We start from the raw sequence: 16,137 nt of genomic DNA on the forward strand, positions 1-16,137 counted from the left end.
GCAATGCCCGGCAGGAGGGGCAATGCGTTACATCAGAGACATGCGCGGCTACGGAGCCAATCCGCCGGATCCGAAATGGCCCGGCGGCGCGCATGTCGCGGTGCAGTTCGTCGTCAATTACGAAGAGGGCGGCGAGAACTGCGTGCTGCACGGCGACAAGGCCTCGGAAGCCTTCCTGTCGGAGATCGTCGGAGCCGCGCCATGGGTCGGCCAGCGCCACTGGAACATGGAATCGATCTACGAATATGGCGCGCGAGCCGGCTTCTGGCGGCTGTTGCGCCTCTTCAGCGAGTCGCAAGTGCCCGTGACCTGCTACGGCGTTGCCTCAGCACTCGCCCGCTCGCCCGACCAGGTCACCGCCATGCAGGAAGCCGGCTGGGAGATCGCCTCGCACGGGCTGAGATGGATCGACTATCGCGACCATAGCGCCGAGGACGAGCGCCGCGACCTCGAAGCGGCGATCAAGCTGCACTACGAGGTGACCGGCGAGCGTCCGACAGGCTGGTATACGGGCCGCACCTCGGTCAACACGGTGCGCATCGTGGCCGAAGAGGGCGGCTTCGACTACGTCTCCGACACCTACGACGACGAACTGCCCTACTGGTTCGAGCACAGCGGCGGCACGCAGCTCATCATTCCCTATACGCTCGACGCCAACGACATGCGCTTCGCCACGCCGCAGGGCTTCAATTCCGGCGACCAGTTCTTCGCCTATCTCAAGGACAGTTTCGACACGCTCTATGCCGAAGGTAAGGCCGGGCGGCCGCGCATGATGAATATCGGCCTGCATTGTCGGCTCGTCGGGCGGCCGGGCCGGGTGGCAGCACTGAAGCGCTTCGTCGACTATGTCAGATCACACGACAAGGTCTGGCTGGCACGACGCATCGATATCGCCCGCCACTGGCAGGAGAACCATCCCTACAAGCCGGCGGCGCTGCGTCCATCGAAGATGGAATTCGAAACCTTCGTCCACACGTTCGGCGGCGTGTTCGAACATTCGCCCTGGATTGCCGAGCGGGCCTACGAGCTGGAGCTCGGGCCGGCGCATGACACGGCGGGCGGCCTGCACAATGCGCTCTGCCGTGTCTTCCGCGCCGCCAGCGAGACCGAGCGGCTCGGCGTGCTCAACGCCCATCCCGACCTTGCCGGCAAGCTGGCCAAAGCGAGACGGCTGACGGCGGAATCAACCAAAGAACAGGCGTCGGCTGGCCTCGACGCTTTGACCGACAAGGAACGTGAGCTGTTTTCCAAGCTCAACGCCGCCTACGTCACCACCTTCGGCTTCCCCTTCATCATCGCGGTGCGGGGCAACACCAAGGAAGAGATCCTGGCGGAGTTCGAGGCGCGCATCGGCAACAGCCGTGGCGTCGAACTCGATACCGCCTGCAAACAGGTGGAGCGCATCGCGCTGCTCCGCCTCAGGGATATGTTACCGCAATAGGTTTGAACCCATGGATACGATCACGATGCCCGAGCGAACCTATTACGCGCCGCATGGCGGCCATTCCGGCCAGACAGAGCTGCTGACAGGCCGCGCCGTCTTCACCGAGGCCTACGCCGTCATCCCCAGGGGGGTGATGCAGGACATCGTCACCAGCGCCTTGCCGTTCTGGGACAAGACCCGCGTCTGGATCCTGTCGCGACCGCTGTCCGGCTTCGCCGAGACCTTCTCGCAATACATCGTCGAGGTCGCGCCGGGCGGCGGCAGCGAGCGGCCGGAGCCCGACGCCGGCGCCGAGGGCGCACTGTTCGTGGTCGAAGGCGAATTGACGGTTCTGCTCGCCGGCAAGAAGCATAGCTTAAGCCCCGGCGGCTTCGCCTTCCTGCCACCCGCCAGCGGCTGGACGGCTCGCAACGAAAGCAAGGCGCCAGTCCGCTTCCATTGGGTTCGCAAGACTTACGAAGTTGTCGATGGTCTCGACATACCGGAAGCTTTCTTCGCCAATGAGCAGGAGATCGCACCGACGCCGATGCCCGGCACCGAGGGCCGCTGGGCGACGACGCGGTTCGTCGATCCGGCCGATCTGCGCCATGACATGCATATGACGATCGTTACGCTTGAGCCCGGCGCCGTCATTCCCTTCGCCGAGACGCATGTCATGGAACACGGGCTCTACGTGCTTGAGGGCAAGGGGGTCTATCGCCTCAACCAGGACTGGGTCGAGGTCGAGGCCGGCGACTATATGTGGCTGCGCGCCTTCTGCCCGCAGGCCTGCTATGCCGGCGGGCCGGGAAAATTCCGCTATCTGCTCTACAAGGACGTCAACCGGCACGCCAAGCTCGGCGGGGCGGGCATTGGCGGTCGCGCGCGGTGACCCGCATCACAGCACAGAAGCTGACCCGTGAAGCCTTTGCCCCGTTCGGCGATGTCATCGACATGGGCGGCGACAATCACTACCCGATCAATGGCGGGCGCGCCGAACGCTACCACGATCTCGCCACCGCCGAAGCAGCAGGGCCGAACGCCCGTGTGCTGATCTCGATGGTGCGCGGCACGCCTTATGAACTGCCGCTGAAGTTGACCATGGTTGAGCGCCACCCCTTCGGCAGCCAGGCGTTCATCCCGCTGTCGCCTCGCCCGTTCCTGGTCGTCGTCTGCCATGATCGTGATGAGGGGCCCGGCGAGCCGCATGCCTTCATCACCGCACCCGGACAAGGCATCAACTATGCCCGCAATCTCTGGCACGGCGTGCTGACGCCGCTCGGCGAGGCCCAGGATTTCCTCATCGTCGACCGTGGCGGTGACGGCTCCAACCTCGAAGAATTCCATTTCTCGCACGCCTACGAGATCCATCTCCCCGACGGGATTCCTTCATGACCGACATTTCGCTGATCGACCGCCTGCTCGACGTTATCGAGCACGACATCGTGCCGAAGACCGAAGAAGGCGTTGCCCATGGCAACAAGCTGTTCGGCGCGGCGATCCTGCGTAAGGACGACCGCTCGCTGGTGCTGGCCGAAACCAACAACGAGATGGAAAACCCGCTCTGGCATGGCGAGGTGCACTGCCTGAAGCGATTCTACGAAATGCCAAAGGCGGAACGCGTCGACACCAAGGACGCACTTTTCATCGCCACGCATGAGCCCTGTTCGCTCTGCCTGTCGGCTATCACCTGGACCGGCTTCGACAATTTCTACTATCTGTTCAGCCATGAAGATTCGCGCGACAGTTTTGCCATCCCGCACGATCTGAAGATCCTGAAAGAGGTCTTCACCCTCGACCCCGGCGGCTACAATGCCGAGAATGCCTATTGGAAGAGCTTTTCCATCCGCAGGCTGGTGCGGGCGCTGCCCGAGGCCGACCGCCAGCGGCTGGAGACCCGCATCGGAAAAATCTCGGCACGCTACGACGAACTGTCCGGCGCCTATCAGGAAAGCAAGGCTGAGAACGACATTCCGCTGAATTGAGGGTGTGCGACAGGTAGCGGCACAGGTCGCATATTTCGCTGCTCCAGTCGCGAATGGCGATTGAAAGTTGGCGCGCCGCGGGGCGTTATGCCAGCCCATGAAAACCATCACCGAATTTCCCCGCAAGGTCGTCGAATTCCCTGACATGGGCATCGTCATGCCGGATGGCTGCCGGTTGTCGGCGCGGGTGTGGATGCCGGAGGATGCCGGCGACGATCCGGTGCCTGTCATCCTCGAGCACCTGCCCTACCGCAAGCGCGACGGCACCATTTTCCGCGATCAGCTGACGCATCCCTATTTCGCCGGCCACGGCTATGCCTCGATCCGTGTCGACATGCGCGGCAATGGCGATTCCGAAGGGCTGATGGACGACGAATATTCCGAGCAGGAATTGCAGGACGCCTGCGACGTCATCGCCTGGGCGGCGGCTCAACCCTGGTGCAACGGCAATGTCGGCATGATGGGCATCTCCTGGGGCGGCTTCAACTGCCTGCAGGTGGCCGCCAAGCAGCCGCCGGCGCTGAAGGCGGTCATCAGCCTGTGTTCGACCGTCGATCGTTACGCCGACGACATCCACTACAAGGGCGGCTGCCTGCTGATCGAGAATTTCGGCTGGGCCTCGACGATGCTGTCCTATTCGTCGCGGCCGCCGGACCCCCTGATCGCAGGCGACAACCGCTGGCGCGATCTGTGGCTGACGCGGTTGGAGAACCAGTCCTTCCTGCTGCCGTTATGGCTTAGCCATCAGCATCGCGACGCCTACTGGAAACGCGGTTCGATCTGTGAGGATTTTTCCGCGGTCAAGGCGGCCGTGTTGTCGATCGGCGGCTGGCATGACGGCTACCGCAACACGATCTCCAATCTCGTCACCAGCATCGAAGCGCCGGTGAAGGGCATCGTCGGCCCCTGGATCCACAAATATCCGCACTACGCCGGACCCCAGCCGGCCATCAGCTTCCTGCAGGAAGCCTTGCGCTGGTGGGACCACTGGCTGAAGGGCGATGAGACCGGCGTCGAGAACGATCCGGCCTACCGCGCCTATGTCATGGACAGCGTGCGCCCGGCACGCTGGCATCCCGAGCGACCTGGCCGCTGGGTAGCCGAGAAAGAATGGCCGTCACCCGCCATCAAGACGGAGAAGATCGATTTGATCGCAGCGGGCGGCAAACCCGCCATCGTCGCCTCGCCGCAGACCTGCGGCCTCGCCGGCGGCGAGTATTTCCCGTTCACCTTCGGCCCGGAACTGCCGGGCGACCAGCGTCCCGACGATGCGCTGTCGGTGTGTTTCGACCAGCCGGAACTTGGTGAGGCGGTCGACATCGTCGGCGCTCCGGAGGTTCTGGTCACGCTTTCCTCCGACCGTCCGCAGGCCAATATCGCGGTCCGGCTGTGCGACGTGCACCCCGACGGCGCTTCGGAACTGATCTCCTATGGCGTGCTCAACCTGACACACCGCAACTCGCATGAGTTCCCGCAGGCGCTGGTGCCTGATGAGACCGTCTCCGCGCGTGTCGTGCTCGACCAATGCGCCTATCGCGTCCCGGCCGGCCACCGCCTGCGCATTGCCGTATCAAACGCCTACTGGCCTGCCATCTGGCCATCGCCGGAACCGGTGAAACTCACCTTGTCGGCTGCGACGCTGTCCTTGCCGCTGCGCCCGCTGGCGACAGGCGACGAAGTGACGTTCGCCGACCCGGAAGGTGCGGCACCCTGGGCGACCGAGACGATCCGTGCCACCAATTCCGAACGCCATGTCGATCGCGACGAAAAGACCGGAATTGTCACGCTTTCCATATCTGATGATTTCGGCGAGGTACGCGATCTCGACCATGGCCTGGTCAATGGCAGCGTCGCCCGCGAGACCTGGGCGATCCAGCCTGACAATCCGCTGTCAGCCTCGGGGAAAACTCACTGGACGCAGACTCTGTCGCGAAATGGATGGTCGGTGCGTACCGAGACATGGGCCGAGATGCGATCGGACGCGCAAAACTTCATCGTCAGCGCCAGAATCGAGGCCTACGAAGAAGAAAAAATCGTTTTCGAGCGCAATTTCGAGGAAAAGATTCCACGCGCGCTGGTCTGAGCGCCCAAGCCGTTGGTCCAAATGCGACGTACGATTTACGCCACGGCATGTCGCATTCGGTCTTGCTTACGGCATTAGCTTACCCTCATTATTCAGGGAGAATTAACAAAGAAAATCGACCGCAGAGTCGAACCAACAGAGTGAGGAACTCAAAATGTCGAATGAACTCGAATTCCTTAGCCGGCGTGTTGCCGCGGGCAAGCTGAGCCGTCGTGATTTTCTCGGTCGCGCCGCAGCGCTCGGCATCGCCGCACCCTTTGCCAACTCGCTGCTGTCCAGCGCGGCGCGCGCGGCAGGTCCGGTCAAGGGCGGCACGCTGAAGGCCGGCCTGGTTGGCGGCGAATCCACCAACAGCCTCGATCCGGCGCTGATGATGACGCAGGTTCCGTTCGCCTTCGGCAAGATGTGGGGCGAATTGATCGTCGAGCTGTCGCCCGACGGCAAGCTCGAGAACCGCATCGCCGAGGAGATCGGCTCGTCGCCGGACGCCAAGGTGTGGACGCTGAAGATCCGTGACGGCATCGAATTCCACAATGGCAAGACGGTGACCGCAGAAGACGTGGCCGCCACGCTCGAGCGCCATTCGGATGAAAAGTCGAAGTCGGGCGCGCTCGGCTACATGAAAGGCATCGAGACCATCAAGGCCAGCGGCAAGGAAGTGGTGCTGACGCTGAAGGAGCCGAATGCCGACCTTCCCTACCTGCTCAGCGACTATCACCTGATCATCCAGCCCAATGGCGGCAAGGACAAGCCGGACGCTGGCATCAGCGCTGGCCCATACAAGATCGCCACCAATGAGCCGGGCGTGCGCCATGGCGGTGAACGCTTCGCCAACTACTGGCAGGGCGACAAGATGGGCCATGCCGACCAGATCGAGATCATCGTCATCAACGATGCGACGGCGCGCACGGCGGCCCTGCAGGGTGGCCAGGTCAACATGATCAACCGCGTCGAGCCGAAGATCGTCGACCTGATCAAGCGGGTGCCCGGCGTGACCATCCGCAACCACGCCGGCCCCGGCCACTATGTCTTCATCATGCATTGCAACACGGCACCCTTCGACAACGCCGATCTGCGCATGGCCTTGAAGCTGGCGATCGACCGCGAGGAGATGCTGAACAAGGTGCTGCGCGGCTACGGCTCGCTCGGCAACGACTTCCCGATCAACGCGTCTTACCCGCTGTTCACCGAGATCGAGCAGCGCAAGTATGATCCGGACAAGGCCAAGTTCCACTTCAAGAAGTCGGGTCATGACGGCTCGGTGCTGCTGCGCACGTCGGATGTCGCCTTCCCCGGCGCCGTCGATGCGGCCCAGCTCTTCCAGCAGAGCGCGGCCAAGGCCGGCATCACGCTCGAGATCAAGCGCGAACCGGGCGACGGCTACTGGTCGGAAGTCTGGAACAAGCAGCCCTTCTGCGCCTCCTACTGGGGTGGGCGCTCGACGCAGGACCAGATGTACTCGACCGCCTATCTGTCGACGGCCGACTGGAACGACACCCGTTTCATCCGTCCGGATTTCGACAAGATGGTGCTGGCGGCGCGCGCCGAACTCGACGAGACCAAGCGCAAGGCGATGTACCACGACATGGCCGTCATGGTGCGCGACGATGGCGGTCTCATCCTGCCGATGTTCAATCAGTTCATCGACGCGACAGGTGCCAAGGTCGACGGCTGGGTGGACGATCCGCATCAGGAGCTGATGAACGGCTACGCCCTGGCGAAGTGCTGGCTGCAGGCCTGAGCCGGCTTTGCGGATATGTCTTCACCCATCTTGAAGCTGATTGCCCAGCGCATTGCGCTGGGCATAGTCCTCTTGTTGGCCGTCTCGGTCCTGATCTTCGCCGGCACCCAGATCCTGCCCGGCGACGTCGCGCAAGCCATTCTCGGACAATCGGCGACACCGGAGTCGCTCGCCAATCTGCGCGAGCAGCTCGGTCTCAATGCGCCCGCCTATGTCAGGTATTTCCATTGGCTTGGCGGTGTGCTGACCGGTGACCTGGGAACCGCCATGTCGAGCGGCCAGGACATTGCCACGTCGATCAAGGGCCGGCTGTGGAATACGCTGTTCCTCGCCTTCTGGGCAGCTATCGTTGCCGTGCCCCTGGCGATCATTCTCGGCTTGATCGCGGTGCGCTACCGCAATGGCTGGGTCGACAAGCTGATCTCCGGACTGGCGCTCGCCTCGACCTCCTTCCCCGAGTTCTTCATTGGCTACGTCCTTGTCTACTTCTTTGCCGTGAAGTGGCAGATCTTCCCCGGCATCTCGACTGTCTATGACGGCATGCCGTTCGGTGAGCGCATGCAGGCTATCGCCTTGCCGGCGACGGCGCTGACGCTGGTGGTGCTTGCCCATATGATGCGCATGACACGTGCGGCGATCCTCAATGTCATGCAGTCGGCCTATGTCGAGACGGCGGAATTGAAAGGCCTGTCAGCCTTCAACGTGATCCGCAAGCACGCCTTCCCCAATGCCATTGCGCCGATCATCAATGTCGTCATGCTCAACCTCGCCTATCTGATCGTCGGCGTCGTCGTCGTCGAGGTGATCTTCGTCTATCCCGGCATGGGGCAGTATTTGGTCGATCATGTGACCAAGCGTGATGTGCCGGTGGTGCAGGCCGTCGGCCTGATCTTTGCCGCTGTCTACATCACACTGAACATCATTGCGGACATAGCGGCGATCATCGCCAATCCGCGCCTCAGACATCCGAAATAGGGGGCGGATATGCTCGATATCAAACGCATCCCCATTCCCGCGCTGATCGGCATCATCCTGACGGCGCTGTTCGTGCTGGCGGCGATCTTCGCACCCTGGATCGCCCCGCACGGCAATGGCGAGATCATCGGCGACGTCTGGGAACCGATGTCGGCGGCGCATTGGCTGGGCACCGACAATCTCGGCCGCGATCTCCTGTCGCGCATGATCTACGGCGCCCGCATCACACTGTTCATCGCGGTGCTTGCGACCGCACTATCCTTCTCGCTCGGCGCCATACTTGGCTTTTCGGCCGCGGTGTTCGGCGGCTGGTACGACACTCTGCTGTCGCGCCTCGTCGATCTCCTGATGTCGATCCCGACCCTGATCATGGGCCTGGTCGTGCTTTCCGTGCTGCCGACCAATCTGGTGACGCTGATCCTGGTGATGGGTATCCTCGACTCGACCCGCGTCTACCGCCTGTCGCGCGCGGTCGCCGTCGACATCAACGTCATGGATTACGTCGAAGCGGCAAAGCTGCGCGGCGAAGGCAGCGGCTGGATCATCTTCCGCGAGATCCTGCCCAATGCGCTGTCGCCGCTGGTTTCGGAACTCGGCCTGCGCTTCATCTACGCCGTGCTGTTCCTGTCGACGCTGTCCTTCCTCGGTCTTGGCGTGCAGCCGCCGGACGCCGACTGGGGCGGCATGGTCAAGGAAAACAAGGACGGCATCGTGTTCGGTATCGGCGCAGCGCTGATCCCGGCGGCGGCGATCGCCATGCTGGCGATTTCCGTCAACCTCGTCGCAGACTGGGTGCTCAACCGGACGACAAGCCTGAAGGGAGGACGCGGGTGATGGCTGATACCAAAGCGAAACCCGGCCTGCTGCTCGACATCCGCAATCTGCGCATCGAGGCCACCGTCTATCCGCCCGGCGAGGCGCCGAAGAACATCGTGCTGGTGCATGATGTTTCGCTGACCCTGGAAAAGGGCAAGGTGCTGGGCCTGATCGGCGAATCCGGTGCCGGCAAGTCGACCATCGGCCTGTCGTCAATGGGTTATGGCCGTGGCGGCGTGCGCATCACCGGCGGCGAGGTCATTCTCAACGGCCGCGACATCCTCAAGACCGGCAAGGACGGCTTCCGCAAGCTGCGCGGCCGCGAGGTCTGCTATGTCGCGCAATCGGCGGCGGCAGCCTTCAACCCAGCCCACAAGTTGATGGACCAGGTGGTGGAGGCGACGCTGCTGCATGGCACGGCGACCCGCGCAGAGGCCGAGAAGCGAGCCGTGGCGCTGTTCAAGAAGCTCAGCCTGCCGAACCCCGAGACAATCGGCGAGCGCTTTCCGCACCAGGTCTCGGGCGGCCAGCTGCAGCGCGTGATGACGGCGATGGCACTGTGTTCCGAGCCGGACCTGATCGTCTTCGACGAACCGACCACGGCGCTCGACGTGACGACCCAGATCGATGTGCTGGCGGCGATCAAGGATGCCATCCGCGACACGCATGTCGCGGCGCTCTACATCACTCACGACCTCGCCGTCGTCGCCCAGGTCTCCGACGAGATCATGGTGCTGCGCCATGGAAGGCTGGTCGAATGGGGCGGCACCCGTCAGATCATCAAGGAACCGCGCCAGGAATACACCAATGCCCTGGTCTCGGTGCATGAGATCGAACATGCCGAACAGAAGCCCGGCACCGCGCCGTTCCTGTCAGTTAAGAACGTCACCGCCGCTTATGGCCGCAGTCACATCAAGGTGCTGAAGAACGTCTCGGTCGACATCTATCCCGGCCAGACGCTGGCTGTTGTCGGCGAGTCCGGCTCGGGCAAGTCGACGCTGGCGCGCGCCATCACCGGCTTGCTGCCGCCAGAGGAAGGCACCGTCACCTTCGACGGGCGGCCGCTGGCCAACCGGCTTGCCGACCGGCCGAAGGAGGATCTGCGCCAGTTGCAGATGATCTACCAGATGGCCGACGTGGCGATGAACCCGCGCCAGACCGTCGGCACCATCATTGGCCGGCCGCTCGAATTCTATTTCGGCATCCGCGGCCGCGAGCGCGACAAGCGCGTTGCCGAACTGCTCGACAAGATCGAGATGGGCAAGGGGTTTGTCGATCGCTACCCGGCTGAGCTTTCCGGCGGCCAGAAGCAGCGCGTCTGCATTGCCCGCTCGCTCGCCGCCAAGCCGAAGCTGATCATCTGCGACGAGGTGACCTCGGCACTCGACCCGCTTGTCGCCCACGGCATCCTCAAGCTGCTGCTCGACCTGCAGAAGGAAGAAAACGTCGCCTATCTGTTCATCACCCACGACCTCGCAACGGTGAAGTCGATCGCCGATTCGATCGCAGTGATGTATCGAGGCGAGGTGGTGCGTTATGGGCCGAAGAGCACGGTTCTGACGCCGCCCTTCGATGCCTATACCGATCTTCTCTTGTCGTCCGTTCCGGAAATGGAGATCGGCTGGCTGGAAAAGGCGATCAAGGGGCGGCGCATGGCCAGCGCGGGGAATTAGCGACTGGTCAAGGGCGACTGTCGTCATCCAGATGCAACACTAGAGCGCCACACGTCCTTCTGGACGGGCACGGCTCGTGTGACATTGTTTTCAACAGGGGTAGGACATGAAGACCGAATTCGACCATCTCGCTGAACTCGCCGGTCAGGGCCGCATCTCGCGCCGCGACTTTCTCGGCCGCACCGCGGCACTTGGCGTCTCGGCGGCATTGGCTACGACATTGGCCGGCAAGGCCTTCGCGCAGACCCCGGTCAAGGGCGGCGTCCTCAAGGCCGGCCTTCAGGGTGGCGAATCGACCAACAGCCTCGACCCGGCGCTGAATCTCAGCCAGGTCACCTACAGTTTCGGCAACCAGTGGGGCGAATATCTGGTCCGCCTGATGCCGGACAACAGCCTGACAAATATGATCGCGCAGGAGATCGGCGCGTCCAAGGACGCCAAGACCTGGACGATCAAGGTGCGCGACGGCATCGAGTTCCACAATGGCAAGACGGTTGCGGCTGAAGACATCGCCGCCACCATAGAACGCCATGCCGACGAGAAGTCCAAGTCGGGCGCTCTCGGCATCCTCAAGAACATCAAGGGCGTCAAGGCAAGCGGCAAGGAAGTCATCGTCACGCTGGGCGACGCCGACGCCGACTTCCCCTATCTGATGGCCGACTACCATCTCGTCATCCAGCCGAATGGCGGCAAGGACAATCCGAATGCCGGCATCAGCGCCGGCCCCTACAAGGTCACCGTCAACCAGCCGGGCGTGCGCCATGGCGGCGAGCGCTTCGCCAACTACTGGCAAGGTGACAAACTAGGCCATGCCGACCAGATCGAGATCGTCGTCATCAATGACGCGACGGCGCGTCTCGCCGCCCTGCAGGGCGGCCAGGTCCACATGATCAACCGCGTCGAGCCGAAGGTCGTCGATCTGGTCAAGCGCATCCCGGGCGTCACCATCGAGAACGTGTCAGGCAAGGGCTACTACCCGTTCAACATGTTCTGCGACACCGCGCCCTTCGACAGCAACGATCTGCGCATGGCGCTCAAGCTCGCCATGGACCGCGACGAACTGCTGGAGAAGATCCTGCGCGGCTACGGCTCGGTCGGCAACGACTTCCCGATCAACGAAGCCTATCCGCTGTTTACCGCCATCGAGCAGCGCAAATTCGATCCGGAAAAGGCTGCGGCTCTCTACAAGAAGTCCGGCCACAGCGGCTCGATCGTGTTGCGCACCTCCGATGTCGCCTTCCCCGGCGCCGTCGATGCCGCCCAGCTCTATCAGCAGAGCGCCGCCAAGGCCGGCATCAAGATCGAGATCAAGCGCGAACCGGGCGACGGCTACTGGTCGGAAGTCTGGAACAAGCAGCCCTTCTCGCTGTCCTACTGGGGTGGCCGCGCCACCCAGGACCAGATGTATTCCACCGGTTACGTCTCGACCGCCGACTGGAACGACACGCGCTTCAAGCGGCCGGAATTCGACAAGATGCTGTTTACCGCGCGCGGCGAGCTCGACCAGGACAAGCGCAAGGCGATCTACCACGACATGGCGGTCATGATGCGCGACGAAGGCGGCCTGATCGTGCCGTTCTTCAACCAGTTCATCGATGCCGCCGCCACCAACAAGATCAGCGGCTTTGCCAAGAGCCCGATCGGCGAAATGATGGACGGCTACGCGCTTGGTGAGTGCTGGCTCAACGCTTAGTCGAATCCTGCCTGCTTGATTCACGTGTAAGAACGCCGTGTGCCCGAAACGGCACGCGGCGTTCCCGTTCCAACTGCTAGACATCATGGAGCAGCCCATGGCGCTCAAATCCAAGCTTCTGCTGATCATCCTCGACGGCGTTCCCTACAGGAACTGGCGCCGGCTGATGGGTAATCTCGAAGGCTGGGTGCAATCGGGCGAGGCGCGGGTGTGGAAGATGCGTTCGGTGCTGCCGTCGACCTCGGCCTGCTGCTACGCCTCGATTCATACCGGGGTTTCACCGCAGGTGCACCGCATCCTCTCCAACGAAAACCGGTTCCGCGTCTCGCAGCCGGACATCTTCTCCGAAGTGAGCAAGGCCGGCGGCAAGACGGGTGCCGTCACCCATTCCTACTGGTCGGAATTCTTCCGGTCCTATCCGTTCGACCTGGTCGAGGACATGGAATATGACGAGCCCGGCGGGCCGATCACACATGGCCGCTTCCACACCATGACCGGCTATAACGCGCGCAACCAGATGACGCCGAGCGATGTCGACCTGTTCGCGACGCTGACCATGCTGACCAGACGCCACGGCATCGACTACGGCATCCTGCACACCTGCACGCTGGATTCGATGGGCCATCGCTTCGGCCACGACTGCCATGAGATGGACCATGCCGTCTACGCCATGGACGGCATGTTGGCGGCGTTCCTGCCGAGCTGGATCGAAGCCGGCTACGAAGTCATGGTCACCGCGGACCATGGCCAGACCGATCGCGGCCACCATGGCGGCCATGACGATGAGATGCAGGATTTCGCGCTCTATTACTTCGGATCCGGCAAAGGACCGCAGGCCGACATGCTGCTCGACCAGCTGCAGCTGGCGCCGACGGTGTTGGGCCGGCTCGGTGTGCCGGTGCCGGCGACGATGAAGGCGAAGCCCTTCTTGAGTTGAGCGGGGCGGCTCTGGCAACCGCCCCCTACTTCGGTTAGCCTCCGCAAATTCCTTGGCGGAGGATGAACCTTTTTGCACCGATCAGCGACAGAGCAGACAGGAGCCAGGCGGCTCGACCGGCCATGACGGCAGCGACGGAGACCGATCGCGCGCTTGTCGACCGGGTCGCGAAGGGCGACCGTGCCGCCGTTCGGCTCCTGTTCATGCGTCACCACGCGCGGGTCTACCGCTTCGTGGCGCGCCAGACGGGATCGGAAATGATGGCTGACGATATCGCGAACGAGGTGTTCCTCGAACTGTGGCGCCAGGCGCCAGGCTTCGAAGGACGCTCCGAAGTCTCGACATGGCTGCTCGGCATCGCCCGGTTCAAGGCGCTCTCCCTGCTGCGCAAGAAGAAGGAAGACTGGATCGACGACGAGGCCGCCGCCGCGGTGCCCGACGGCGCCGACACGCCGGAAGTCGTCACCATGAAGGAAGACAAGGCCGCCGCCTTGCGCCGCTTCATCGATGCCTTGCCCGAAGAACACCGCACGGTGATCGACCTTGCCTATTATCACGGACAGTCGGTGACGGAGATCGGCGAGGTGCTCGGCATCCCGGTCGCCACGGTCAAGACCCGGATGTTTTACGCCCGCAAGAAACTCGGCGAAGCCCTCAAAGCCGCCGGTTACGACAGGGGGTGGCCATGAGTGCCGCTGAAAAGATGTCGCGCCGCGACGACATGGAAACGCTGCTGCCGTTCTACCTGAACGGCTCGCTGGAAGGCTCCGACCTCGAGGCCGTCGAGGAATGGCTGGCGACCGATCCGGCGGCAATGGCAGCCCTTGGCGAGGCCGAGGCCGAATTCTCCGGCACATCGGCCGCCAATGAAGCGATCCGCCCGCCGGCCGATGCGCTCAGCCGCTTCGCCAGGGCGTTCGATGCCGAGGCCGGGCCTGCACGCAAGCCGGCAGGCTCGTCCTGGCTGGCGCAGGCCTGGGGGCGTTTCATGGCGGTGCCGGTCGGCGTCGCCTGGGCGGCGGCCGCGGTCCTCTTGGCGTTGATCGCGGTGCAGTCTCTGGTGCAGCCCGGCGGCAAAAATGGCAATTTCGAAATCGCCGGTACGGAAGACGATCTGGCGAAAATGCCGTTCGCGCTCGTCAAGTTCAAACCGGATGCGAAGATGTCCGATATTTCGGGCTTCCTCGGCGGCAATGGGCTCAAGATCATCGGCGGACCGACCGCCGACGGCGTGTTCCGGCTCGGCATTCCCGCAGCCAGCGCCGCCGACTATACGAAGCAACTCGGCCTTATTGCCGCCCAGCCTTTCACTGATACTGTGATCGAGGGAAGGAAACCGGTTGATGGCGGCTGAGGCGGCCCTTCGATTTGCGGCGATCCTGGCGGCGGCGATGACAATCGCCGTCGTGCCCGCGTCGGCGCAAACCAACGCCGCCAATGGCGACCAGACGAAAATCGACTGCCGCAACGGGGCAAATGCGACGGCGCCCGACTGCGCCAAGGACGGCAGTGGCGCAAAGGCCGGATCGGGTACCGATCAGGCCGGCGCCGTCTTTCTCCCCGCCTTGATCGTCGACCTGTTTCCCAATCCGGTCGCGCCTCCGGCACCCGTGCCGACACCACGGCCCGAGCCACAGACGCCGCCCGGCAACAATCAAGCCGGCCAGCCGGCCGGGGGCCCGATCATCTCGCCGACCGATCTCATCGCCGTTCAGCCGCCGCGCGCCGTGGCCGGCGATTTCGTGCCCGACGAGGTGCTGGTGACGGTCGACGGCGATGCCGGTGCCGTGCAGCAGATCGCCGCCTCCTTCGGCCTCGAAGTACGTTCGCAGCGCCAGTCCCGGCTGCTGGGCACCACATTGGTGCGCTTCGGTATTCCCGATGGCCGTCCGGTCGGCGTCGTGCTGGCGCAGCTCGCCGCCGACGGCCGCACGCAGCGGCGCGAGCCCAATCACATCTATTCGCTGCAACAGGCCGCGGGCATTGTGAACTACGCCTTCGACCATATCGAACTCGATTCCAAACAGGCCAGCGGCGAAAACGTCAGGGTTGCCGTCATCGATACCGGCATCGACGACACCAATCCGGCTCTGGCCGGCGTCATCGCCGCGCAGTTCGACGCCATGCCGGACGTGCCGATCGAAAAGCGCGACCATGGCACCTCGGTCGACGGGCTGATCGCCGGCGTCGGCGCGCTGGAAGGCATGGCGCCGGGCGCCAAGATTTATCACGCGCGTGCCTTCGAAGGCGGCAAGTCGACCATGGATGTCATCCTGTCGGCGCTCGACTGGGCGGCGGAGCAGAATGTCAGCGTCATCAATATGAGCTTCGTCGGGCCGAAGAACGATCTGCTCGGCACCGCCTGCCGCAATGCAAGGGCGCTCGGCATTGTGCTTGTCGCCGCGGCCGGCAACAACGGTCCGAAAGCGCCCTATGGCTATCCGGCGGCCTTCGACGGTGTCATCGCGGTGACCGCCACCGATGCCGAGGACGGGCTGATGCCGCAAGCCAATCGCGGCGCCTATGTCTTCATCTCGGCGCCGGGCGTCGAGATGGTGGCGCCGAGCGGCGCTGGCTCCGACGTGGTGACCGGCACCTCGTTTGCCGCGGCGATCGTCAGCGGCGCCATCGCCAATCTGATCCATGCTTCGCCCGGCCGTAGCGCCGACGATATCGAGAAATCGCTGGCGGCAACGGCGAAAGATCTCGGCCCCAAGGGGCGCGACAATGATTTCGGCTATGGGCTGCTGGATATTAAGGCGGCGGAGGCGGCGAAGGAGTGAAGGCACCCCTGCAGTTTAATGCATATCG

14 protein-coding genes are annotated in these 16,137 nt (G+C 63.4%); all 14 read left to right on the plus strand.

Features of this window, described 5'->3' with window-relative positions; all coding sequences use genetic code 11:
* Nucleotides 1-22 precede the first annotated feature (22 nt).
* Entirely contained in the window at nucleotides 23-1,441 is a 1,419-nt protein-coding gene (gene puuE, locus ACZYHG_RS04200) for an allantoinase PuuE (protein WP_464612675.1), read from the plus strand.
* 10 nt (nucleotides 1,442-1,451) lie between these two features.
* Nucleotides 1,452-2,315 carry a bifunctional allantoicase/(S)-ureidoglycine aminohydrolase gene (locus ACZYHG_RS04205; RefSeq protein ID WP_464612676.1) on the plus strand — a complete coding sequence of 288 codons (864 nt, stop codon included), beginning with the start codon at nucleotides 1,452-1,454 and terminating at the stop codon, nucleotides 2,313-2,315.
* Complete coding sequence (locus ACZYHG_RS04210; RefSeq protein WP_464612677.1) at nucleotides 2,312-2,818, plus strand: ureidoglycolate lyase; 507 nt, start codon at nucleotides 2,312-2,314, stop codon at nucleotides 2,816-2,818. Before ACZYHG_RS04205 ends, ACZYHG_RS04210 begins: the two co-directional genes overlap by 4 nt.
* Nucleotides 2,815-3,408, plus strand: a complete 594-nt coding sequence (locus ACZYHG_RS04215) for a nucleoside deaminase (RefSeq protein ID WP_464612678.1) — start codon at nucleotides 2,815-2,817, stop codon at nucleotides 3,406-3,408. Before ACZYHG_RS04210 ends, ACZYHG_RS04215 begins: the two co-directional genes overlap by 4 nt.
* 97 nt (nucleotides 3,409-3,505) lie before the next feature.
* Nucleotides 3,506-5,491, plus strand: a complete 1,986-nt coding sequence (locus ACZYHG_RS04220) for a CocE/NonD family hydrolase (RefSeq protein ID WP_464612679.1) — start codon at nucleotides 3,506-3,508, stop codon at nucleotides 5,489-5,491.
* A 154-nt stretch (nucleotides 5,492-5,645) separates the two neighbouring features.
* Nucleotides 5,646-7,232, plus strand: coding sequence for an ABC transporter substrate-binding protein (locus tag ACZYHG_RS04225; protein ID WP_027032618.1), 1,587 nt, complete (start codon nucleotides 5,646-5,648; stop codon nucleotides 7,230-7,232).
* 15 nt (nucleotides 7,233-7,247) lie between these two features.
* Nucleotides 7,248-8,207, plus strand: a complete 960-nt coding sequence (locus ACZYHG_RS04230) for an ABC transporter permease (protein ID WP_464612680.1) — start codon at nucleotides 7,248-7,250, stop codon at nucleotides 8,205-8,207.
* Between the two features lie 9 nt (nucleotides 8,208-8,216).
* Nucleotides 8,217-9,041: an ABC transporter permease gene (locus ACZYHG_RS04235; RefSeq protein WP_027032616.1), complete on the plus strand. Its 825-nt coding sequence runs from the start codon at nucleotides 8,217-8,219 to the stop codon at nucleotides 9,039-9,041.
* A complete protein-coding gene (locus ACZYHG_RS04240) occupies nucleotides 9,041-10,696 on the plus strand; it encodes an ABC transporter ATP-binding protein (RefSeq protein ID WP_027032615.1) in 1,656 nt (551 codons plus the stop codon). The genes ACZYHG_RS04235 and ACZYHG_RS04240 overlap by 1 nt, the downstream gene beginning before the upstream one ends.
* Before the next feature lie 106 nt (nucleotides 10,697-10,802).
* A complete protein-coding gene (locus tag ACZYHG_RS04245) occupies nucleotides 10,803-12,389 on the plus strand; it encodes an ABC transporter substrate-binding protein (protein WP_464612681.1) in 1,587 nt (528 codons plus the stop codon).
* Between the two features lie 97 nt (nucleotides 12,390-12,486).
* Nucleotides 12,487-13,326 carry an alkaline phosphatase family protein gene (locus ACZYHG_RS04250; RefSeq protein ID WP_464612682.1) on the plus strand — a complete coding sequence of 280 codons (840 nt, stop codon included), beginning with the start codon at nucleotides 12,487-12,489 and terminating at the stop codon, nucleotides 13,324-13,326.
* Between the two features lie 122 nt (nucleotides 13,327-13,448).
* Nucleotides 13,449-14,015, plus strand: a complete 567-nt coding sequence (locus ACZYHG_RS04255) for a sigma-70 family RNA polymerase sigma factor (RefSeq protein ID WP_027040618.1) — start codon at nucleotides 13,449-13,451, stop codon at nucleotides 14,013-14,015.
* Nucleotides 14,012-14,680: an anti-sigma factor gene (locus tag ACZYHG_RS04260; protein ID WP_464612683.1), complete on the plus strand. Its 669-nt coding sequence runs from the start codon at nucleotides 14,012-14,014 to the stop codon at nucleotides 14,678-14,680. Before ACZYHG_RS04255 ends, ACZYHG_RS04260 begins: the two co-directional genes overlap by 4 nt.
* On the plus strand, nucleotides 14,670-16,109 hold the full coding sequence (locus ACZYHG_RS04265) for a S8 family serine peptidase (RefSeq protein ID WP_464612684.1): 1,440 nt from the start codon (nucleotides 14,670-14,672) through the stop codon (nucleotides 16,107-16,109). Before ACZYHG_RS04260 ends, ACZYHG_RS04265 begins: the two co-directional genes overlap by 11 nt.
* Nucleotides 16,110-16,137 lie beyond the last annotated feature (28 nt).

This window comes from Mesorhizobium subarcticum (genome assembly GCF_055456085.1).